The organism is Roseomonas sp. E05 (assembly GCF_030063475.1).
Lineage (GTDB): Bacteria > Pseudomonadota > Alphaproteobacteria > Acetobacterales > Acetobacteraceae > Pseudoroseomonas.
Genome location: NZ_JASIRT010000003.1, coordinates 288,961 through 309,589, shown reverse-complemented (window position 1 = coordinate 309,589; position 20,629 = coordinate 288,961). Strand labels below are relative to the sequence as shown.

Genomic DNA, 20,629 nt, shown 5'->3' with positions numbered 1-20,629 from the left:
AACGCGCCGCGCGAAGGGTCGGCGCGCCCCCGCTTCAGCCCGCCGAGCCCGGCCGGCGGCCAACCTGCACCGCCATCTCGCGCTGCCGCCCGTCCCGCGTCAGGGTCAGGCGGATGGTCTGGCCCGGCGGCGTCCCCGCCACGCCGCGGATCAGCGCGCGCGAGGTCTCGATGCGCTCGCCATTCAGCGCCGTGACGACGTCGCCCTGGCGCAGCCCGGCGCGGGCGGCGGGGCTGTTGCGCTCCACATTCTGCACCTGCACGCCGCGGTTCCGCATGCCCGGCCCGGCCTCCTCGCCCATATCCTGCACGGCGATGCCCAGCCAGCCACGCTCCACCCGTCCGTCACGCCGGAGCTGATCGATCACCCCGCGCGCCAGATCGGAGGGCGTGGCGAAGCCGATGCCGGCGGAAGCGCCGGTGGGCGAGAAGATGGCGGTGTTGATGCCGATCACCTCGCCCGCCGCATTGAACAGGGGCCCGCCGGAATTGCCCGGGTTGATGGCAGCGTCGGTCTGGATGAAGTCGTCGAAGGGCCCGGCGCCGATCTCCCGTCCGCGGGCCGAGACGATGCCCGAGGTCACGGTGCCGCCCAGGCCGAAGGGATTGCCCGCCGCCAGCACCCACTGCCCGACCCGCAACTCGGCCGAGGCGCCCCAGGGCACGGAGGGCAGCGGCTTCGGCGCCTCCACCCGCAGCAGGGCAAGGTCGGTCAGGTCGTCCGTGCCGACGACATGGGCGGGCAGTTCGGTACCGTCCTGCAGCGAGACCACCACCCGCACCGCGTCGCCGACCACATGGTTGTTGGTGACGATGTAGCCCGCCGGATCGACGATGAAGCCGGACCCCGCGCCCTGCACCTGCTGCCGCCCCCGCCGCTCACGGAAATAGCGCTCGAAGGGGGTGCCACGCAGCTCGGGCGGGATCTGCGTCGTGGTCTGCTCCGAGAGCACGGCGATGTTGACCACCGCCGGCAGCACCGCCTCGGCCAGGTCGGCGAAGTCCGGCACAGGGGTGCGCGCGCCGCGCTGCGCCATGGCGGTGGGCGCCTGGCAGGCGGAGAGCATCGCCAGGCTGACGAGGCCGGACAGGACCATGCGGCGGGAGGCGGGGTTGGGGGGCGTCATTCCATCATCCATCGGCCGGGTTGCGGGAGTGCTGGGGGGCATGTGCGTTGCAGATTTGCAGTGAAGGCGGCGAAGGCAAGGCCTTTACGTGCCGCGCGCCGGGTGCTCCGGCCAGTCATGCTTCGGGTAGCGGCCGCGCATCTCCTTGCGCACATCGGCCCAGGCCCCGCGCCAGAAGCCCGGCAGGTCGGCGGTGACGGCGATCGGCCGGCCGGCCGGCGAGAGCAGCGCCACCTGCAGGGGAATGCGCCCTTCCGCCAGCGGCGGCAGGGTGGCGAGGCCGAAGAGCCACTGCGCCCGCGCCTCCAGCCGTGGCACCTCGCCGGTATAGTCGATGGCGGCGCTGCGTCCGTTGGGCAGCGCCACGCGCGGCGGCAGCACGGCATCCAGGCGCTTTTGCAAGGCGTGCGGCAGCAGGCTGCGCAGGATCGCCGTGGCGTCCAGCCCGCGCAGCTCGGCGAGTTTCGTCATCCCGGAGAGCCAGGGGGCGAGCCAGGCGCCCTCCGCCGCCGCCAGCGCCGTATCCGAGACGTCCGGCCATTCGCCGCCCTCGGTGCGGTGCATCCAGCCCATGCGGGCGCGGGTCTGGCGGGCCGCTTCGCTCCAGTCGAGGTCGCGGAAGCCGCGTGAGGCCGCCGCGGCGGCGAGGGCGGAGGCGACGGCGGCCGGGTCGGCATGCGGCAGCGTCGCCTCCTCCAGCACCAGCGGGCCGAGCCGCAGGCGCCGCCGCGCCACCACGGCATTGACGCGCGGATCGAAGGCGGCGCCCTCCTCGCGCACCAGGCGCCCGGGGAAGGCGGCCTCCAGCGCCTCGCGCGTCAGCGGCGCGGCCATGCGGATGCGCGCCTCGGTGCCGAGCAGCTCGAGATCCGCCACCGCCAGCAGCGGCGCCTTGCCAAGGGGATCGGTGGCCGGCAGGCGGGCGCCCTGGCCGGAGGCGATGCGGAAGGCGCCCGTCATGCTGCCGCGCCGGGCGGCGATGCGGTCGGGGAAGCCGGCGGCCAGCAGCAGCCCGGCCTCGCCCTCCGCCGCCACCCCGCCGGGCACGCCGAGCCGGCGCCGGTGCAGGCCGACCGCCCGGCGGATGCGGCCGAGCGCGGCGCGGTCGGCATTGGGGTCGTCGGCGCCGTGCAGCAGGTCCAGGCGCAACTGGATGTCGCAGGGAGCTTCGCGACCGCGGATCGGATCGCGCTCCTCCAGCAAAGCCGCGAGTTCGGCTGCCAGGGCCGCCGCCTCGGGCGTTTCCGCCGCCGCCATCATCCGGGCGAGGCGCGGATGCGTCCCCAGCCGCGCCATCCGCCGGCCCATCGGGGTGATGCGGCCATCGGCGTCGAGTGCGTCGAGGTCGCGCAGCAGGGCACGGGCGACGGCCATGGCGCCGGCCGGCGGCGGGTCGAGGAAGGCCATCTCCGAGGGCTCGGCGCCCCAGGCGGCACAGTCCAGCGCCAGGCCGGAGAGTTCGCTCTCCAGGATCTCCGGCCGGTCGGCCTGCGGCAAACCACGGTGCAGCGCCTCCGTCCAGAGCCGGATGGCGACGCCCGGCTCGGTGCGGCCGGCGCGGCCGGCGCGCTGCTCGGCGGCGGCGCGGGAGATACGGACCGTGGCTAGCCGCGAGAGGCCGGTCGCCGGGTCGAGCCGCGGCGCCCGGCGGAAGCCGCCATCCACCACGATCCGCACCCCCGGCACGGTCAGCGAGGTCTCGGCGATCGAGGTGGCCAGCACCACTTTCCTCCGGGAGGACGGGTTCAGCGCCTTGTCCTGCTCGGCCGGCGGCAGCTCACCATGCAGGGGGAACACATCGGCGGCGACGCCGCCCAGCCGCTCGGCGGTGCGGCGGATCTCGCCCCAGCCCGGCAGGAAGGCCAGCACGTCGCCCGGATGTTCAGCCAGTGCCGCGCGGATGGTGCTGGCCATGGCCTCGGGCAGGTCGCGGGGGTCCTGGATGTCGCGCGGGCGGTGCTGAAGGGCCACGGGCCAGGCCCGCCCGAGGCTCTCGATCACCGGCGCGCCGCCGAGCAACTGGGAAAAACCCTCCGCCTCGATGGTGGCGGACATGGCCAGCAGCCGCAGCTCCGGCCGCAGGGCCCACTGCAGGTCGAGGCAGAGGGCCAGGGCGAGGTCGGTGTCGAGGTTGCGCTCATGCGCCTCGTCGAACAGCACCGCCGCGACGCCCTCCAGCCCGGGGTCGGATTGCAGGCGGCGGACCAGCAGCCCCTCGGTGACCACCTCCACCCGCGTGGCCTCGGAGACGGCCCGGTCCAGCCGGGTGACGACGCCCACCGTCTGCCCCACCGTCTCGCCGAGCAGTTCCGCCATGCGGCGGGCGGCGGCACGGGCGGCGACGCGGCGCGGCTCCAGCACCAGGATCTTCTGTCCTTCCGCCCAGGGCTCGTCCTTCAGCAGCAGCGGCACCAGCGTCGTCTTGCCGGCGCCGGGCGGCGCCACCAGCACGGCATTGCTGCCGGCACGCAGCGCCTCCGCCAGGCGCGGCAGGGCCTCGGTGACGGGCAGTTCGGGGAGCATGACCAGGGACATGGGGCGGGGCATAGAGCAGATCGGCGCGCGGCGGTATCCGCCGGAGCCCCGCTCCCTCACCCGGCGCGCGACACCATGAAGGCCTCGGCCTCTGCGCTGCCCAGGGCTTCGGCGGCGAAGCCGAAGCGGCCCTGCTCACGGATCTCGCGCCCGGCCCGCAGCAGCGCCCCCAGCGCGGCACGCGCCAGCGAGCCGCCCAGGCTGATCCGCTTCACCCCCGCCTCGGCCAGCTCCGCCACGCTGAAGGGCTTGCCGGCCAACCCCATGACCACATTCACCGGCCGGTCCACCGCGGCGCAGAGGGTGCGGATCTGGCCGATCTCGGTCAGGCCGGGGGCATAGAGCACCTCCGCCCCGGCGGCGGCGAAGGCCTGCAGGCGACGGATGGTGTCGTCGAGGTCCGGGCACCCGTGCAGGAAGTTCTCGGCCCGGGCGGTCAGCACGAAAGGCTGGCCGCGCACCGCCTCGGCGGCGGCGGCCACCCGCTCGGCGGCCTGGTTGAAGTCATAGATCGGGTTCGCGGGATCGCCCGTCGCATCCTCGATGGAGCCACCGGCCAGGCCGATGGCGATGGCCGCGCGCAGGGTGGCCACGCAATCCTCGGGCGCATCGCCGAAGCCGTTCTCCAGATCGGCCGAGACGGGCCGATCGGTGGCGGCGACAATGGCGGCGGCATTGGCCAGGGTTTCCTCCCGGCTCACCGCCCCCTGACCATCCCGCCGGCCCAGCGAGAAGGCCAGCCCCGCGCTGGTGGTGGCCAGCGCCTCGAAGCCCAGCGCCGCAAGGATGCGGGCGCTGCCGGCATCCCAGGGATTGGGCATGACGAAGGCACCCCGGCCCTGGTGCAGGGCGCGGAAGCACGCCACCTTCTCCGCCTGGTTCATGATTTGCGTTCCTTCCCGCTTTGGCTAAAACAGAACAGGAACACGGCCCGGACGCAACCTTTCGTCACCTTGGCAAGCTTCCCCGAAGCGCCGGAATAGGGTTTCAGTCCTGCCATGCTGCGCGCCCTTCTTCCCTTCCTCGCCATTCTGAGCCTCGCCGCCCCGGCGCTTGCGCTGGAGAGCGCACCGGTGCGCTCGGAGCGTGCCCGCATGAGCCTGGCCGCGGAACTGGACGCGGTGGCGCCGGGCCAGCCTTTCCGGCTCGGGCTGCGGCAGGTCCTGGCGCCGGGCTGGCACACCTACTGGCGCAATCCGGGCGATGCCGGCGCCCCGCCCGAAATCAGCTTCACGGCGCCGGAGGGCACCCGCACCACCGGCTTCGACTGGCCGGCGCCGCAGCGCATCCCCTTCGGCCCGCTGGTCAATTATGGCTATGAGGGCAGCGTGCTGCTGCCGCTGACCGTGACGCCGCCGGCCAGCCTGAAGCCCGGCGAGGTCTTCACCCTGGAGGCGGAAGCCAACTGGCTGGTCTGCGAGCAGGTCTGCGTGCCCGAGGAGGGCAGCTTCCGGCTCGACTTCCCGGTGGAGGCCGCTGCCCGACCCGACCCGGCGCTCGCCGGGGCCTTCCGCGAGGCCGAGGCCGCCCTGCCCCGCCCCTCCCCCTGGCGGGCCAGCCTCGGCTTCGCCGGAGAAGGCGGCGCCCTGCGGCTGGACGGCACCGACCTGGCCCCCGCCAGCGTGCGGGAGGCAGCCTTCTTCCCCGCCGAGCCCACCGTGCTGAACCATGCGGCGCCGCAGCCCCTGACGGTGGCCGAAGGCGCCCTGCGGCTCGGCCTCACGCGCGGCGCCGCGCCGCTGCCGCCCGGCCCCGTGGCCGGCGTGGTGGTGCTGACCGATGCCGCCGGCAGCCGCAGCGCCTACAGCCTCGCCGCGACGCCGGGGCCGGTGCCGGCCGCGCTGGAGGTGGCGCCCGCGGCCCTCAGCCTCTGGCAGGCGGCGCTGCTGGCGGCTCTGGGCGGCCTGGTCCTGAACCTGATGCCCTGCGTCTTCCCCATCCTGGCGATGAAGGCGATGGCGCTGGCCCGCCTCTCCGGCGCGGCGAAGGGGGCGGTGCGCGGCCATGCGGCCAGCTACACCGCCGGCGTCCTGCTGTGCTTCCTGGCACTCGCCGGGCTGCTGCTGGCGCTGCGCGCGGCCGGGGTGGTGGCCGGATGGGGCTTCCAGTTCACCGCGCCGGCCTTCGTCGCCGGCATGGGCTGGCTGATGCTGGCGGTCGGGCTGAACCTTTCCGGGGTATTCCAGATCGGCGGGCCGGTGGGCGCCGGCACGGGGCTGGCGGCGCGCGGCGGCCATTTCGGCAGTTTCGCGACCGGCGCCCTGGCGGTGCTGGTGGCGACGCCCTGCACAGCGCCCTTCATGGCCACCGCCATCGGTGCCGCCCTGACCATGCCTCCGGCGGCGACCCTGGCGATTTTCGCCGCGATGGGCCTTGGCATGGCCGCGCCCTATGCGCTGCTGGCCCTGGCCCCCGGGCTGGCCGGCCTGCTGCCGCGCCCCGGCACCTGGATGGAGCGGCTGAGGGAGTTCCTGGCCTTCCCGATGTACGGCGCCGCGCTCTGGCTGCTCTGGGTGCTGGCGCAGCTGGTCGGGCCGGAAGGGCTGGCCGCCGCCCTGGCCGGCGCGCTCGGCATCGGCTTCGCGGCCTGGGCGCTGGGCGCGGCGCAGCGGGCGCGCACGCCGCGCGGGCGCTGGCTCGGCCGCACCGGCGGGGCGCTGGCGCTGCTGGCGGCGCTGGCGGCGCTGCCGGGCCTTGCCACCGCACCCGTGGCCCGCGCCGGCGCGGCGGCCATTGCCGAGGATGGCGCCGAGCCCTTCTCCTCCACCCGCCTGGCCGCGCTGCGGGCGGAGGGGCGGCCGGTCTTTGTCAACCTGACGGCCGCCTGGTGCATCACCTGCAAGGTGAACGAGCGTGTGGCGCTGGGCACCGAGGCCGTGCGCGCCGCCTTCGCGCGCCAGGGCGTGGCCTACCTGAAGGGCGACTGGACCGACGGCAACGCCACCCTCGCCGCGGTGCTGCGCGCGCATGGCCGCGCCGGCGTGCCGCTCTACCTCGTCTATCCGGCCGGCGGCGGCGAGCCCGCCGTGCTGCCGCAGATCCTCACCGAGAGCATGGTGCTGCGTGCCATCGGCGCCGGGCCGGCCTGATCCGCGGCAGGCGCAGGGCGGGATCTGAGGCCGCCATGCACCTGAGCGGAGCCATCGCACCCGCCCGGTCCACGGCCCTGCGGCAAGGCCGGGCGCGATCCAGGCGCGGCGGCGGCGATTTCCCGGTAGCGGGGCGGCGCCGCAGGGAACCCAAAACCGAGGCGCGGCGCTGTCCGCCCGGTGCAGCGCCCTCCGGCCTTGAGCCGATCGCGCCTGCGACCCCATCAACCAAGTGTGTTTTGCATACATTCGCGTTCGTATGTGAAGATCCTGTTGCCGGGCAGACTTGCGTGCTGAGTGACGAGGATTCCAAGTGGCTGATCGAGAGCAAGGCGCGCAGGCGGCGCCGGTCGCGGACAAGCGGCATGCCTTCGGACGCAACACGCATGCCAGCCGTCCCGCTCCCCCCGCAGCGGCTCCGGCTTCCGACGGCCCCGCCGTGCCGGAGGACACCCCCCCTCCGCAAGAGGCACGCGGGCGCGGCGACGCCGACGAGCGGCGCCAGGAGCACCGGGCCGACCGGGAACGGCCCCAGGAGGATGTGCAGGGCGAGGACAGGCGCGAAAGCGAGGAGGACAAGGGCCGCAAGCGGCCCGGCCGCTGGCCGCTGATCATCGGCGGCCTCGTGCTGCTGATCGCGATCATCGGCGGCGCCTGGTACTGGTGGAGCCACCGCAACCAGGAATCCACCGACGACGCCTATACCGAAGGCCGCGCCGTCACCATCGCGCCCAAGGTCTCCGGCTATGTCGCCGAGCTGGCGGTGAAGGACAACCAGTTCGTCCATGCCGGCGACCTGCTGCTGCGGATCGATGCCAGCGACCTCACCGCGCAGCGCAACCAGGCGCGCGCCAATCTCCAGCTGGCCCGAGCGCAGCTCGACGCCGCGCAGGTGCAGCTCCAGGTGGCGCAGGTGCGCGCCCCGGCGCAACTTGAGCAGGCGCAGGCGCAGCTCAGGGCCGCCCAGGCCAGCCAGGCCCAGGCCGAGGCGGAATACCGCCGCCAGCGCCGCGTGGACCCACGTGCCACCACCCAGTCCAGCATCGACACCGCCAACGCCCAGTTGCAGGCGCAAACCGCGCAGGTGGCGCAGGCCGAGGCGCAGCTCCGCATCGCCAGACTGACCGAGCAGGACATCCAGCTTGCCCAGGCGGCGGTGGAGCAGCGCAAGGCGCAGGTGGCGCAGGCCGAGGCGCAGCTCAGCGAGGCCGAGACCATGCTCTCCTACGCCGTGCTGCGCGCGCCGCAGGATGGCTGGGTGACGCGGCGCAATGTCGAGCAGGGCGGCTTCGTGCAGCCCGGCAGCACGCTGATGAGCCTCGTCACGCCCAATCTCTGGATCACCGCCAACTTCAAGGAGACGCAGCTCACCGCGATGGAGCCGGGCCAGCCGGTGACGATCGAGGTGGACGCCTATCCCGATCTGGAGCTGCGCGGCCATGTGGACAGCATCCAGATGGGTAGCGGCGCCCGCTTCAGCGCCTTCCCCGCCGAGAACGCCACCGGCAACTTCGTCAAGATCGTCCGCCGCGTGCCGGTGAAGATCGCCATCGACAGCGGCCTGCCGGAGCACGAGCCGCTGCCCCTCGGGATTTCCGTCGTGCCGACGGTGAAGGTGGAATGAGCGGCTCCGCCGGCCGGGGCTGGCGGCCCGCCGCCAATCCCTGGGTGATCACCCTGGTGGTGACGATGGCCGCCTTCATGGAGGTGCTCGACACCACCATCGTCAACGTCTCGCTGCCGCACATCGCCGGCAGCCTGTCGGTCAGCAACGACGAGAGCACCTGGGCGCTGACCACCTATCTCGTCGCCAACGGCATCGTGCTGACCATCTCCGGCGCGCTCAGCCGGATGATCGGGCGCCGGCGCTACTTCGTCATCTGCATCAGTGTCTTCACCCTCGCCTCGCTCGGCTGCGGCATGGCCACCGAGTTCTGGCACCTGCTGCTGTTCCGCGCGCTGCAGGGCTTCTTCGGCGGCGGGCTGCAGCCGACGCAGCAGGCCATCATCCTTGATACCTTCCCGCCCGAGCGGCGCGGCACCGCCTTCTCCGTCACCGCCATCGCCATCGTGGTGGCGCCCATCCTCGGGCCGGTGCTGGGCGGCTATCTCACCGACACCTATTCCTGGCACTGGATCTTCCTGATCAACGTGCCGATCGGCGCGCTGACGGTGTTCGGCGTGCTGCAGGTGGTGGAGGACCCGCCCTGGGTGAAGGAGGAGCAGGCCCGCCCCTTCCGCTTCGACTATGTCGGCCTCGGTTTCATCGTGCTGGCGCTGGGCGGCATGGAGGTGGCGCTCGACCGCGGCGAGACCTACGACTGGCTCTCCTCCGACTTCATCCGCAAGGCGGCGCTGGTCTCCGCCTTCGGCTATGTCGGCGGTGTCTACTGGCTGCTCTATTCCCGCAACCCCATCGTGGACCTGCGGGTCTTCAAGGACCGCAACTTCTCGGTCGGCTGCGCGGCGATCGGCCTGATGGGCTTCGTGCTCTATGCCTCGGCGGTGCTGATCCCGCAGATGGCGCAACAGCAGCTCGGCTACAACGCCACCTGGTCCGGCCTGGTGCTGGCGCCGGGCGCCGTGGTGCTGGTGATGCTGATCCCGGTCACCGGCAAGCTGATGGGCGTCATCCCGGCGAAATACATGGTGGCCTTCGGCGGGTTCTGCCTCAGCGCCGCGCTCTACTACTCGCAGGGCCTGACGCCGGACATCGACTATCTGGAGCTGGCCATCATGCGGTCGGCGCAGACGGTGGGCCTCGCCTTCCTCTTCGTGCCGATCAGCACCATCGCCTATGCCACGCTGCCGCGCGAGCTGAACGGCGACGCCACCGCGCTGTTCACCATGATCCGCAACGTGCTGGGCTCGGTGGGCATCTCGGTCTCCACCGCCCTGGTGGCCAACCACGAGCAGATCCGCACCAGCTATCTCTCCGAGTACATGACGCCGCTCTACGCGCCCTTCAACACGACGCTGCAGCGCATCGAGCAGGCGCTGATCGACCACGGCTACTCCGCCGCCGCCGCGGGGCAGCTCGCCATGGGGCAGATGGCGCAGATGCTGCGGGAGCAGGTGGCCATCCTCGCCTATGCCGACACCTTCAGGATCACCGCGGCGCTGGCGCTGCTGATCGTCCCGCTCGCCTTCCTGTTCACGGGCAAGAAGATCCAGGGCGGCGCCGGAGGACATTGAGTTGCACGTCTCGAGCTTTCGCGCCGCCCTTTCGCTCGCCCTGGCCGCCGGCCTCGGCGCCTGCACCGTCGGCCCCGACTTCGTCCCGCCGCGCGCCGATGTGCCGCCGGCCTGGAGCGATGCCGCCCACAATCCAGCCGGCGGGGTCTCGCTCCAGGCCGATCCGGACCCGCGCTGGTGGACCGGCTTCAAGGACCCGGTGCTGACCTCGCTGATCGAGCGCACGGTGGCCGGCAACCCGGACCTGCAGCAGGCGGTGCTGCGCATCGCCGAGGCGCGGCAGGCCGAGGCGGCGGCCCGCGGCGCCGGCCTGCCCAGCCTGAACGGCAGCGGCACCTATACCCGCCAGCAGCTCGGCCTGCGCGGCATCCTGAAGTCGCAGGGCGCCTTCAGTTCCATCGAGCAGCTGCGCAGCAACCAGCAGCTCAACGACCAGGAGCCCGGCCTCGGCAACCGGGTGGCGGACGCACTGGGCGGCGCGCTCAACAGCGCCACCGAGCCGGCCAACCTGTTCCAGCTCGGCTTCGATTCCAGCTGGGAGCTGGACCTGTTCGGCCGCGTCCGCCGCTCGGTGGAGCAGGCCAACGCGCAGACCCAGGCGGCGGTGGAGGGCACCAACGACGCGCTCGTCACGCTGCTGGCGGAGGTGGCGCAGACCTATGCCGGGCTGCGCGGCGCCCAGGCCCTGGAGCGCAGCCAGCAGCAGAACGTGGACACCGCGCGCGAGCTGCTGCAACTGACCGAACGGCGCCGGCGCCAGGGCCTGACCACCGAGCTGGACGTCGCCAACCAGCGTGCCCAGGTCACCGCCTACGAAGCACAGCTGCAGCCCTTCAAGCGGCAGGTGCAGCAGGCGATGAACCGCCTCAGCGTGCTCACCGGCCAGCCACCCGGCGCGCTGGACCGGGAGCTTTCCGTCACCGCGCCGATCCCCCCGACGCCGCCCTCGGTGCCGGTGGGCCTGCCCTCCTCGCTGGCGCGGCGGCGGCCCGACATCCGCCAGGCGGAGGCCCGGCTGCATGCCGCCACCGCCGGCATCGGCGTCGCCACGGCGCAGTTCTATCCGGACATCTCGCTGACCGGCAGCATCGGCCTCCGCGCCGTGGATTCCGACTACCTGACCAACTGGGCCAGCCACTTCTATTCCTTCGGGCCGGCCATCTCGCTGCCGATCTTCCAGGGCGGAAGGCTGACCGCCAACCTCCGCTTGGCCCGCGTGCAGCAGGCCGAGGCTGCCCTGGCCTATCGCAGCGCCGTGCTCAACGCGCTGCGCGAGGTGGAGGACAGCCTCGTCGCCTACCGCACCGACAAGGTGCAGCGGGACCTGCTGGAGCGCACCGTCAAATCCGCCGAGACCGCCCTGAGCCTGGCGCGCAGCCGCTACAACAACGGGCTCTCCAGCTTCATCGAGGTACTGGACGCGCAGCGCAGCCTGGTGGATGCGCGGCAGCAGCGGGTGCGCGCGACCCTGGCGCTGACCACCGATCTGGTCTCGCTCTACAAGGCACTGGGCGGCGGCTGGCAGGAAGGGCTGGTGGCCTCGGTCGTCTCCATCCCGCCACTGGAGGGCGAGAAACCCGTGGAATCCTACTCGGCCGACAGCCTCGCGGGGGTGGACCCGCCGGGCAGGCCGGTGCCGACCACGGCGGGGGTCGGGCCGCTCCAGCCCTCCTTCCCGGCGGCCGGGCCGGCGCGGCTGCCGCCGGCGGTGCGGCCCTGAGGACCGGCAACCGTCACGGAACCGACGCAGCTCTGTCAAACCGGCATCACGGAGGAATGCGAACTCTTCGCCCGGACAAACGGGTGACCTGTCATGAAACTTCCTCGTCGTTCCCTGCTCGGTGCCGGCATGGCACTGCCCTTCGCACGCGCCGCCACGGCGCAGGGCGGTGCCCGGCCGGTGCTCAACATCGGGGTGCCCGAACTGCCGCCGACGCTGGAGCCGGCGCGCGAGCTTTCCAATGTCGGCACCCGCATCACCTACTCGATCTTCGACACGCTGATCCGGCGTGACTTTCTCGCCGCGCCGGACGGCGGCGGCGCGGAGCTGAAGCCGCATCTCGCCACCTCCTGGACGCGCAACGGGCCGAGCGAGCTGGTGCTGACGCTGCGCGAGGGGGTCCGCTTCCACAACGGCGACCTGCTGACGCCGGAGGACGTGGTCTACACCTTCACCTCCAACCGCATGCATGGCGAGAAGCCGCTGATGCCGGAGGCGAGATCCTATTTCGCCACGCTGGCCAGCGTCGAGGCGGTGGGCGACAAGGCCGTGCGCTTCCGCACCCGCGTGCCGGACGTGCTGCTGGAGCAGCGCCTTGCCTCCTGGTGCGCCTGGATCGTCAACAAGCGCGCCTATGAGGAGCGCGGCTTCGACGGCTTCAGCCGCGACCCGGTCGGCACCGGCCCCTACAAGCTGCGCGCGATGCAGAGCTACCAGCGCATCACGCTCGACGCCTTCGACGACTACTGGATGGCGCGCCCGACGGCGCGGCAGGTGGTGTTCCGCCAGATCCCCGAACTGGCCGCGCGCGTCGCGGCGCTGCAGGCCGGCGACGTGGACCTGATCACCAACGTGCCGCCCGACCAGCTCGAAACCTTCCGCCCGATCGAGGATGTGGACATCCGCCAGGTGGTGCTGGCCAATGTCCATGTGCTGACCTTCGACGAGCGCGGCCCGGGCATGGGCGACAAGCGCCTCCGCCAGGCGCTCGGCCTGGCGATCGACCGCCAGCTTCTGGTGGACACGCTCTGGGGCGGCGCCGCGGTGGTGCCGCCGGGCCACAACTTCCCGGAATACGGCGACATGTTCCTGCAGGGCCGCTCCCTGCCCTACGACCCGGAGCGGGCGAAGCGGCTGCTGCGCGAGGCCGGCTACAACGGCCAGGAGATCATCTACCGCACCCTGCCGAACTACTACACCAACGCACTGCGCGCGGCGCAGGTCATGATCGAGATGTGGCGCGCCGTCGGCGTGAACGCGCGGCTGCAGGTGGTGGAGAACTTCAGCCAGATGCGCGCCGAGGGGCGGCAGGTCGGCAACAACTCCAACTCGACGCGCCTGCCCGATCCGCTCGGCTCGCTCTGGATCTCCTGGGGGCCGTCGAGCTGGTTCCAGAAGTCCGGCGCCTTCGCCTCGACGGAAGCCTTCAACGCCGCCGGCCGTGCGCTGGAAGGCGAAACCGACCCGGCGAAGCGCAAGGCGCTGTTCAGGGCGATGCTGGATGCCTGGGAGGATGCCGCGCCCGGCACGGTGCTCTACCAGCCCGCCGAGTTCTACGCCGTGCGGAGCCGGGTGAAGTGGCGCCCCTACACCTTCTATTTCATGGACCTGCGGCCGGACAATCTGAGCTTCGCATGAACGACAACGCCCCGATCCGGCTGGTGCAGGTGAGCGACACGCATCTCTCGCCCAGCCACGGCTATTTCGCCGTCAACTTCGCCGCCTTCCGCGCCGCCATGCGCGAGGCGGCGCCCGACCTGATCGTGCATGGCGGCGACCTTGCCTTCAACGGCCCCGTCGCGCCGGAGGACCTGCGCTACGGCGCCGCGGCCATGGCCGCGCTCGGCGTTCCCTGGCTGGCCATTCCCGGGAACCACGACATCGGCGAGGCGCCCCGCTTCTCGCGCCTGGAGCAGCCGCTGACGCCGGCGCGCCTGGCGGCCTGGCGGGAGCATGTCGGCCCGCAATGGTGGCTGCGCGACCTCGGCGCCTGGCGCCTCGTCGGGCTGGACACCGCGCTGATGGGCAGCGGCCTGCCGGAGGAGGCCGCGCAGCAGGCCTTCCTCGCCGAGGCCCTGGCAACACGCGGCGGCCGCCCCGTGATGGTCTTCACCCACATGCCTCCCTTCGACAGCGATCCGGAGGACCGGCGCTTCACCACCTCCAGCATGCCCTTCGAGGCGCGGCGGGCCTTCCTCGATGCCTGCGCCGGGGGCGGCGTGAAGGTCATCGCCTGCGGGCACCTGCACGTCTATCGGAGGATGCGGCACCGGGAGATGGAGATCGTCTGGGCGCCAGCCACGGCCATGGTCGGCGCGCGACGCGGGCTGGAGCGGGACGGCCGGCTGCCGCGCCCGGGCTATCTGGAATGGACGCTGGAGGGCCAGTCGGCGCGCCACCGCCTGGTGGAGCCGCAGCGCATGTTCGTGATCGACATGACCGGCTGGACCGAGGCGAATGGCGGCACCACCACCACCCTGCCGCCGATGCCGGACCCGGCCGAGTTGGTCGGCGCCTGAACCGGATGGCGGGAGCCTTGCCGCCTTCGCGAAAGGGGGCGGCCGGGGCGGCAGGATACTGAAGGGGGAAATTGGAGCGGGCGATGGGAATCGAACCCACGACATTCAGCTTGGGAAGCTGACGTTCTACCTCTGAACTACGCCCGCGTCGCGGGTGGTTGTAGCCCGGCCTTGTGCGGGGGGCAAGCCGGGCGTAAGGTCCGGCGGCCTCGCGAGAGGCGCTCGCGATTTGTCCGGCCAGCTTGCGGCGAGCTTAAACAATCGCGCTAAACGGCCGCGGCGGGGCTGCCGTGCGGAGTCCCCGCCCGACCGGGCCGGTTTGTGTGATGCAAGCCCGAGAGTCGCCCGCCCCATGGCAAAGCCCGCCTCAGACCGCCCCTTGCGCCCCGCCACCCTGCTGGTCCGTGGCGGGCAGATGCGCAGCAACATCGATGAGACCTCCGAGTCGCTCTACCTGACCTCGGGCTTCGTCTACGACAACGCCCTCCAGGCCGAGCAGACCTTCACCGGCGCGGCACAGCACTTCCAGTATTCCCGCTTCGGCAACCCGACCGTGCAGATGCTGGAGGCGCGGCTCGCCGCGCTGGAGGGGGCCGAGGCCTGTCGCGCCACCGCCACCGGCATGGCCGCGGTCAGTTCCGCGATGCTCTCGCACCTCAAGGCGGGGGACCGCGTGGTGGCCTCGCGCGCTCTGTTCGGCTCCTGCCACTGGATCGTCTCCACCCTGCTGCCGCGCTACGGCATCCAGACCGAGTTCGTGGACGGCGGCGACCTTGCGCAGTGGGAAGCGGCCTTCAAGCGTCCCTGCCAGATGGTGCTGATCGAGACCCCCTCGAACCCGATGCTGGAGCTGGTGGACCTGAAGGCGGTCTGCGAGCTCGCGCATGCCGCCGGCGCGGTGGTGGTGGTGGACAACGTCTTCGCCACGCCGCTGCTGCAGAAGCCGATGAAGTTCGGCGCCGACGTCGTGGTCTATTCCGCCACCAAGCATTTCGACGGGCAGGGCCGCGTGCTCGGCGGCGCCGTGCTGGGCAGCAAGAAGTGGGTCGAGGAGATCCTGCAGCCCTTCATCCGCAACACCGGCCCGGCCATCTCGCCCTTCAACGCCTGGGTCATCCTGAAGGGGCTGGAGACGCTGCACCTGCGCGTGCCGGCCATGTGCCGCAGCGCCGCCGCCATCGCGCAGATGCTGGAGGAGCGCGCCGAGATCGGCCGCGTCTGCTATCCCTACCTCGCCAGTCATCCGCAATATGCGCTCGCCAAGCAGCAGATGTCGGGCGGCGGCACGCTGGTCAGCTTCGAGCTGAAGGGCGGCAAGGAGGCGGCCTTCCGCTTCCTCGACGCGCTGCGGGTGGTGGACATCTCCAACAACCTGGGCGATTCCAAGAGCCTGATCACCCACCCCGCGACGACGACGCACAGCAAGGTCTCGGCGGAGGAGCGTGCACGGCTCGGCATTTCGGAGGGTGCGGTGCGGCTCTCGGTCGGCCTGGAGGACGTCGAGGATCTGGTGGAGGATATCGCCGCGGCACTCGACGTGGTGGCGGGCAACCCCGCGCCGAAGAAGAAGCCGCTGGCCCGGATGGTGGTGGAGGAGAGCGTGGCACCGGCGCCCAAGAAGCCGGCCGCGCGCACCAAGGCCAAGCCCGCCAGGGCCGAGCCGGCCCCCGCGAAGCCGGCCAAGCCCGCGCCGCGCAAGGCGGCGCCCAGGGCCAAGGCGGCGGAACCGGCCGCTGCCGAAGCACCGGAGCCCGACCTGTTCGCTGCACCGGCGCCCCGCCGCAAGCGCGGCTGATACAAGGACGATCGGGGGAAGCCGCGCGCGCAGCCCGCACGGGAAACCCGAAGAAAAAAGATGGGGGTCTGGGGGAATTCTTTCCCCCAGCCTTCTTCATAAGGGCGCCATCTGCCCGAAGCGGGCGCGGTATTCCGCTGGCGAAGCCCCGAGCCGGCGCAGGAAGGCACGCCGCATCCGCTCATCGTCACCGAAGCCGCAGCGGCGGGCGATTTCCGCCACCGGCAGTTCTCCTGCCTCCAGCAGATGCCGCGCCGCCTCCACGCGCAGCCCCTCCACGGCATGGGCGGGCGTCTCGCCGGTCTGCGCGAGGAAGGCGCGGGCAAAGCTGCGCGGCGCCATGCCGGCGCGCTCGGCCAGCGCCTCCACCCGCAGGTCGGCGGCGAGGTTGGCCGCCATCCAGCCGAGCAGCGCGGCGAAGTCGCTGTCGCGGCTGCTGGCCTGGGCCGCCAGTGCGGCGCTGAACTGTGCCTGCCCGCCCGGGCGCTTCAGGAACACCACCAGCCGCTGCGCCACCTCCAGCGCCAGGGCATGGCCGAGATCCTCCTCCACCAAGGCCAGCGCCATGTCGATCCCGGCCGTCACGCCGGCGGAGGTCCAGAAGCGGCCATCCCGCACGAAGATCGGCTCGGGCCGCACCGTCACGCCGGGATGGCGCCGCTGCAGCGCGGCGCAGTGCCGCCAGTGGGTCGTGGCGGCGCGGCCCTCCAGCAGCCCCGCCCCGGCGAGGATGAAGGCACCGAGACATACCGAGGCCACCCGCCGCGCCTCACCCGCCCTGCCGCGCAGCCAGTCCAGGAACGCGGCATCCTCCGCCGCGGCCAGGGCACCATCCCCGCCCGGCACGAGCAGCGTATCGACCGGCACCCCCTCCAGGCTGGACCACGGCGCGCTGTCCAGCCCGAGGCCCAACTCGGTGGGCACCGCGCCGCCCGCGGCCGAGACGATGTGGAGACGGTAGGGAGGCGGCCCGGCCGCCCCGGCGAGGCGGAGGGCGGTCGCGAAGACTTCCGCCGGCCCCGCGAGGTCGAGCAGCATCACCCCGGGATAGAGCGGCAGGACGATATGGCGCGGCTTGGCAGGAAAGGAGGGCATGACGTCCTTCATGCCAGAGCGGCGCCGCAGCAGGATAGGGCCGACGAAGCAGGAGAACGCCTTCCATGCCGAAACCCATCAACGAGGCCTGCCCCTGGTCAGGCAAGCCGGTCGTGCCGGAGGCCCTCACCCTCTGGCAGGAAGAAACCGTCGGCTTCTGCAATCCCGGTTGCCGCGACAAGTTCGCCGCCGCGGCCGCGCATTTCGAGGCCGCCGCCACCGCCTTGCCACCCCCGCCCACCCTGCTCGGCCTCGCCGGGGCGCAGCCGGTGCCGGCCCGCCTGGGCGAGGCGGTGCTGGTGGTGATCGACGCCCAGGAAGAGTACCGCAGCGGCCAATTGCCGCTCGGCGGGATCGAAGCGGCGGGCGCCCGTCTCGCCGCCCTGCTCGCGCGCGCCCGCGCGGCCGGGGCGCCGGTGATCCATGTGGCGCATCGCGGCCGGCCGGGCGGCCTGTTCGACCGCGCGGGGCGTGGCGGCGCCTTCCTGGAGGCTGCCCGGCCGGAAGCGGGCGAGGCGGTCGTGGAGAAGGCCCTGCCCAACGCCTTCGCCGGCACCGAGCTGCGGGCGCGGATCGCCGGGACCGGCCGGGGCAAGCTGCTGCTGGCGGGTTTCATGACGCATATGTGCGTCTCCTCCACCGCACGCGCGGCGCTCGACCTGGGCCTGCCCGTGACAGTGGCCGGCGATGCCACCGCGACGCGCGCCCTGCCCGATCCGCTCGGCGGCCCGCGCCTTCCCGCCGCCTGGGTGCAGCGCGCGGCGCTGGCGGCGCTGGCTGACCGCTTCGCCGCCGTCGTTCCGGTGGAGGCGGTGCCCGCATGAGCGCCAGCCTGTTCCATGGCGCCGCCCTGCCGGGCGGCCCGGCCTGGTCCGGACCGGATGTGGCGCAGATCCCCGATGCGGTGGTGAAGCTGCGCTGGACCGACCAGCCCTACCGCTGGCACGTCAACACGGGTCAGGAGGTCTTTGCGGTGCTCGCCGGGCGCGTGGCGATGCATCTGCGCGAGGATGGGGCGGAGCGCGTGGTCACGCTCGGCCCCGGCGACGTGCTGCACCTGCCGGCGGGCGCCGAGCATGTCGCCCGTCCGCAAGGCCCGGCCTGCCTGCTGGTCGTCGAGCAGGCCGGCAGCGACTGAGGGCGCCGGCCCGCGACGATGGCCAGGCTACTTGCGCGGCGGGAAGAAGCTCTTGCCGTCCAGATAGCCCTTGCGCCAGCGCGAGATCTGCACGCGCTCGAAGAGGCCGGCCTTGCTGAAGGGATCCTCGGCGATGAAGGCCTCGGCCTCGGCGCGGGTCTCGACATCGACGATGTAGAGGCCGCCGCCGGCATCGCTGCCGTCGTCCCTGAGCTTGGCGCCGCAGGCCAGCAGCTTGCTCACATGGGCATCGAGATAGTCGAGATGCGCGTCGCGGGTGGATTTGCGCAGCGCGAGGCTGTCCGGCTTGTCGAAGGTCTCGATGATGTAGGGCATGGGCCGCCGTTCCTCCGGTGTTTTATGGCGACGGCCAGCCTAGCGCCTGGGGCAGTGCGCGCCATCCCCCTGCTGGAAGGAAGGGCGCGGACCGGGACCTGCACGCCCTGCCCGCGTGCAAACTCAGTGACCGGCGGCACCCCCTTCAAGGCACCGCGCGGTCGATCGGGCGGTTCGCAAGTCTGCGCCCGATCGCCCCGGTCCGCTTCCGGCGCCGGCCTCCCCTGCAGGCCGGCGCCGGATCTCGCAAAGCGGTGTGGGCTGACGGATCCGGGGGGGAGAAAGCGGGACCCTCTGCGCGGTGGGACGGTAGTAACCGCGTTCCGCCAGCCCTCGATGCAATTGCGAGTTATTCGCAGTTAAATCCTGCAGCCCTCCCCCGTCAAGCGCGCTTTGCGGGGGAGACGAAAAAAAGCCGGCGCGGCGCTGCCGCCCCGCCGGCCCGCCTTCAGATCACCAGTTCGATCAGGAAGGGCGCATTCTGTGCGCAGGACTGCGCCAGCAGGTCGCCGCACTGTTCCAGCGTGGTGGCGCGGGCGGCCTCCACCCCCATGCCGCCGGCCAGCCGCAGCCAGTCGAGCTCGGGGTTGCCGAGGTCGAGCATGCTCATCGCCGTCGGGCCGGGGTTGGCGCCCACGTTCTGATACTCGCCGATCAGGATCTGGTACTTGCGGTTCGAGAGGATGATGGTGGTGACGGGCAGCTTCTCACGCGCCTGGGTCCACAGCGCCTGCAGCGTGTACATGGCCGAGCCGTCGGCCTGCAGGTTGATGACGCGGCGCTGTGCGCCGGCGCCGATCGCCGCACCGGTGGCCAGCGGCATGCCGCAGCCGATGGCGCCGCCGGTGATCTGCAGCCAGTCATGCGGCGGGGCGGCGTGCGTTTCCTTGTAGAAGCCGCGGCCGAAGGAAACGCTCTCATCCGCCACGATGCTGCCTTCCGGCATCAGCGCGGCCAGGGTGCGGGCCAGGCCTTCCGGCGTCGGCGCGCCACGGGCCGGATCGGGGCGCGGGCCGGGATCGGGGATGGCGGCCTCCGGCGCGCCCAGTTCCTCCACCAGCGCCCGCAGCGCGGCGATGCCGTCCTCCTCGTAGCGGGAGAGGACATGCACCTCGGCCGTCTCGGGGTAGTGGCGGCTCGGCTTGCCCGGATAGGCGAAGAAGCCGACCGGCGCCTTGGCGTTCACCAGGATCAGGTGCTCGACCCATTTCAGCGACTCGACCGCCATGTCCACCGGATAGGGCACGCGCTCCAGCTGGAGCCGCCCGCGGCCGCGCTGGACGCGGGCGTTGGACATCTCCGCCAGCACGCGCTGGCCGGTGGCCTGGGCGGCGCGCCAGGCGAGCGCCTGCGCCTCGGCGCGAAGGCCGATGCCGCCGAGCAGGATCAGCACGTTCTTCTTCTCGCGCAGCACCCGGGCGGCGGTCTTCACCGCATGGGGGTCTGGCGCCGTGGCCGGCGGCACGGGCAGCGCCTCGGCCGGCTCGGCGCCCTCGTTCCAGGCGGTGTCGGCGGGCAGGATCAGGGTGGCGATCTGCCCGGGCGCGGTGCGCGCAGCCTGCACGGCCACGGCGGCATCGGCGCCGACGCGCCTGGCGTCCATCGCGGTGCGCACCCAGCCGGAGACGGGCCGCGCCCAGCCTTCGGTGTCGGCGGTGAGCTGTGCGTCGAGCGGGCGGTGATAGGTCGCCTGGTCGCCCACGATATTGACGATGCCGCTGCGGGCCCGGCGGGCGTTGTGCAGGTTGGCGAGGCCGTTGGCCAGGCCGGGGCCGCAATGCAGCAGGGTCGCGGCGGGCTTCTCGGCCATGCGCCAGTAGCCATCGGCCATGCCGGTGACGATGTTCTCCTGCAGCCCCAGCACGCAGCGCATGCCGGGGATCCGGTCCAGCGCCGCGACGAAATGCATCTCGCTGGTGCCCGGATTGGCAAAGCAGGTGTCCACTCCGCTCTTCAGCAGCGTGTGGACCAGGCTCTCGGCGCCGTTCATCAACCGTCCTCCCTTGGCGAATCAGCCGCGAAGGGTGACGCCAAAACCGGGGCGGGCCAAGTGGGGCGGGAGCGGAATGGCGGGGTCCGGG

General features: G+C 72.5%; 14 protein-coding genes, 1 tRNA gene, 1 pseudogene and 1 riboswitch. Of the genes and pseudogenes, 9 read left to right on the top strand and 7 right to left on the bottom strand.

Annotated elements, in window-relative coordinates; genetic code table 11:
* Positions 1-34 precede the first annotated feature (34 nt).
* The 3 genes from QMO56_RS05665 to QMO56_RS05655 form a co-directional block, all read right to left on the bottom strand.
* Positions 35-1,126 (bottom strand): trypsin-like peptidase domain-containing protein, encoded by a 1,092-nt coding sequence (locus QMO56_RS05665; protein ID WP_283524062.1) that lies wholly within the window; start codon positions 1,124-1,126, stop codon positions 35-37.
* A gap of 84 nt (positions 1,127-1,210) precedes the next feature.
* Entirely contained in the window at positions 1,211-3,661 is a 2,451-nt protein-coding gene (gene hrpB, locus QMO56_RS05660; RefSeq protein WP_283524061.1) for an ATP-dependent helicase HrpB, read from the bottom strand.
* A gap of 56 nt (positions 3,662-3,717) precedes the next feature.
* Complete coding sequence (locus QMO56_RS05655) at positions 3,718-4,545, bottom strand: isocitrate lyase/phosphoenolpyruvate mutase family protein (RefSeq protein WP_283524060.1); 828 nt, start codon at positions 4,543-4,545, stop codon at positions 3,718-3,720.
* Between the two features lie 114 nt (positions 4,546-4,659).
* Here QMO56_RS05655 and QMO56_RS05650 point away from each other — a divergent pair, with 114 nt between their 5' ends.
* The 6 genes from QMO56_RS05650 to QMO56_RS05625 all read left to right on the top strand — a co-directional run bounded on the left by QMO56_RS05650 (position 4,660) and on the right by QMO56_RS05625 (position 14,184).
* Positions 4,660-6,750 (top strand): protein-disulfide reductase DsbD, encoded by a 2,091-nt coding sequence (locus QMO56_RS05650; protein WP_283524059.1) that lies wholly within the window; start codon positions 4,660-4,662, stop codon positions 6,748-6,750.
* 313 nt (positions 6,751-7,063) lie between these two features.
* The gene (locus QMO56_RS05645) at positions 7,064-8,374 is read left to right on the top strand and encodes an HlyD family secretion protein (RefSeq protein WP_283524058.1); all 1,311 of its coding nucleotides are present in this window, start codon (positions 7,064-7,066) and stop codon (positions 8,372-8,374) included.
* Positions 8,371-9,945, top strand: a complete 1,575-nt coding sequence (locus QMO56_RS05640) for a DHA2 family efflux MFS transporter permease subunit (protein WP_283524057.1) — start codon at positions 8,371-8,373, stop codon at positions 9,943-9,945. Before QMO56_RS05645 ends, QMO56_RS05640 begins: the two co-directional genes overlap by 4 nt.
* A 1-nt stretch (position 9,946) precedes the next feature.
* A complete protein-coding gene (locus QMO56_RS05635; RefSeq protein ID WP_283524056.1) occupies positions 9,947-11,665 on the top strand; it encodes an efflux transporter outer membrane subunit in 1,719 nt (572 codons plus the stop codon).
* 93 nt (positions 11,666-11,758) lie between these two features.
* Positions 11,759-13,303, top strand: coding sequence for an ABC transporter substrate-binding protein (locus QMO56_RS05630; protein WP_283524055.1), 1,545 nt, complete (start codon positions 11,759-11,761; stop codon positions 13,301-13,303).
* Positions 13,300-14,184, top strand: a complete 885-nt coding sequence (locus QMO56_RS05625; RefSeq protein WP_283524054.1) for a metallophosphoesterase — start codon at positions 13,300-13,302, stop codon at positions 14,182-14,184. Before QMO56_RS05630 ends, QMO56_RS05625 begins: the two co-directional genes overlap by 4 nt.
* A gap of 72 nt (positions 14,185-14,256) precedes the next feature.
* Here the strand turns inward: QMO56_RS05625 and QMO56_RS05620 are convergent.
* Positions 14,257-14,331 (bottom strand) — tRNA-Gly (locus tag QMO56_RS05620).
* Between the two features lie 64 nt (positions 14,332-14,395).
* Positions 14,396-14,474, top strand: a riboswitch (SAM riboswitch).
* Between the two features lie 62 nt (positions 14,475-14,536).
* Here QMO56_RS05620 and metZ point away from each other — a divergent pair.
* Positions 14,537-15,718: pseudogene (gene metZ / locus QMO56_RS05615) on the top strand (O-succinylhomoserine sulfhydrylase); the annotation flags it as partial.
* 357 nt (positions 15,719-16,075) lie between these two features.
* On the opposite strand, the gene QMO56_RS05610 reads toward metZ, so the two are convergent.
* The gene (locus tag QMO56_RS05610) at positions 16,076-17,074 is read right to left on the bottom strand and encodes a GlxA family transcriptional regulator (protein ID WP_283524053.1); all 999 of its coding nucleotides are present in this window, start codon (positions 17,072-17,074) and stop codon (positions 16,076-16,078) included.
* 65 nt (positions 17,075-17,139) lie between these two features.
* Between QMO56_RS05610 and QMO56_RS05605 the strand changes: the two genes are divergently transcribed.
* Both QMO56_RS05605 and QMO56_RS05600 read left to right on the top strand, forming a co-directional pair.
* On the top strand, positions 17,140-17,898 hold the full coding sequence (locus QMO56_RS05605; protein WP_283524052.1) for an isochorismatase family protein: 759 nt from the start codon (positions 17,140-17,142) through the stop codon (positions 17,896-17,898).
* Positions 17,895-18,212, top strand: coding sequence for a cupin domain-containing protein (locus QMO56_RS05600; protein ID WP_283524051.1), 318 nt, complete (start codon positions 17,895-17,897; stop codon positions 18,210-18,212). Before QMO56_RS05605 ends, QMO56_RS05600 begins: the two co-directional genes overlap by 4 nt.
* 27 nt (positions 18,213-18,239) lie before the next feature.
* On the opposite strand, the gene QMO56_RS05595 is transcribed toward QMO56_RS05600, so the two are convergent.
* Positions 18,240-18,548: a YciI family protein gene (locus tag QMO56_RS05595; protein ID WP_283524050.1), complete on the bottom strand. Its 309-nt coding sequence runs from the start codon at positions 18,546-18,548 to the stop codon at positions 18,240-18,242.
* 448 nt (positions 18,549-18,996) lie between these two features.
* The gene (locus QMO56_RS05590) at positions 18,997-20,538 is read right to left on the bottom strand and encodes an acetolactate synthase large subunit (protein ID WP_283524049.1); all 1,542 of its coding nucleotides are present in this window, start codon (positions 20,536-20,538) and stop codon (positions 18,997-18,999) included.
* Positions 20,539-20,629 lie beyond the last annotated feature (91 nt).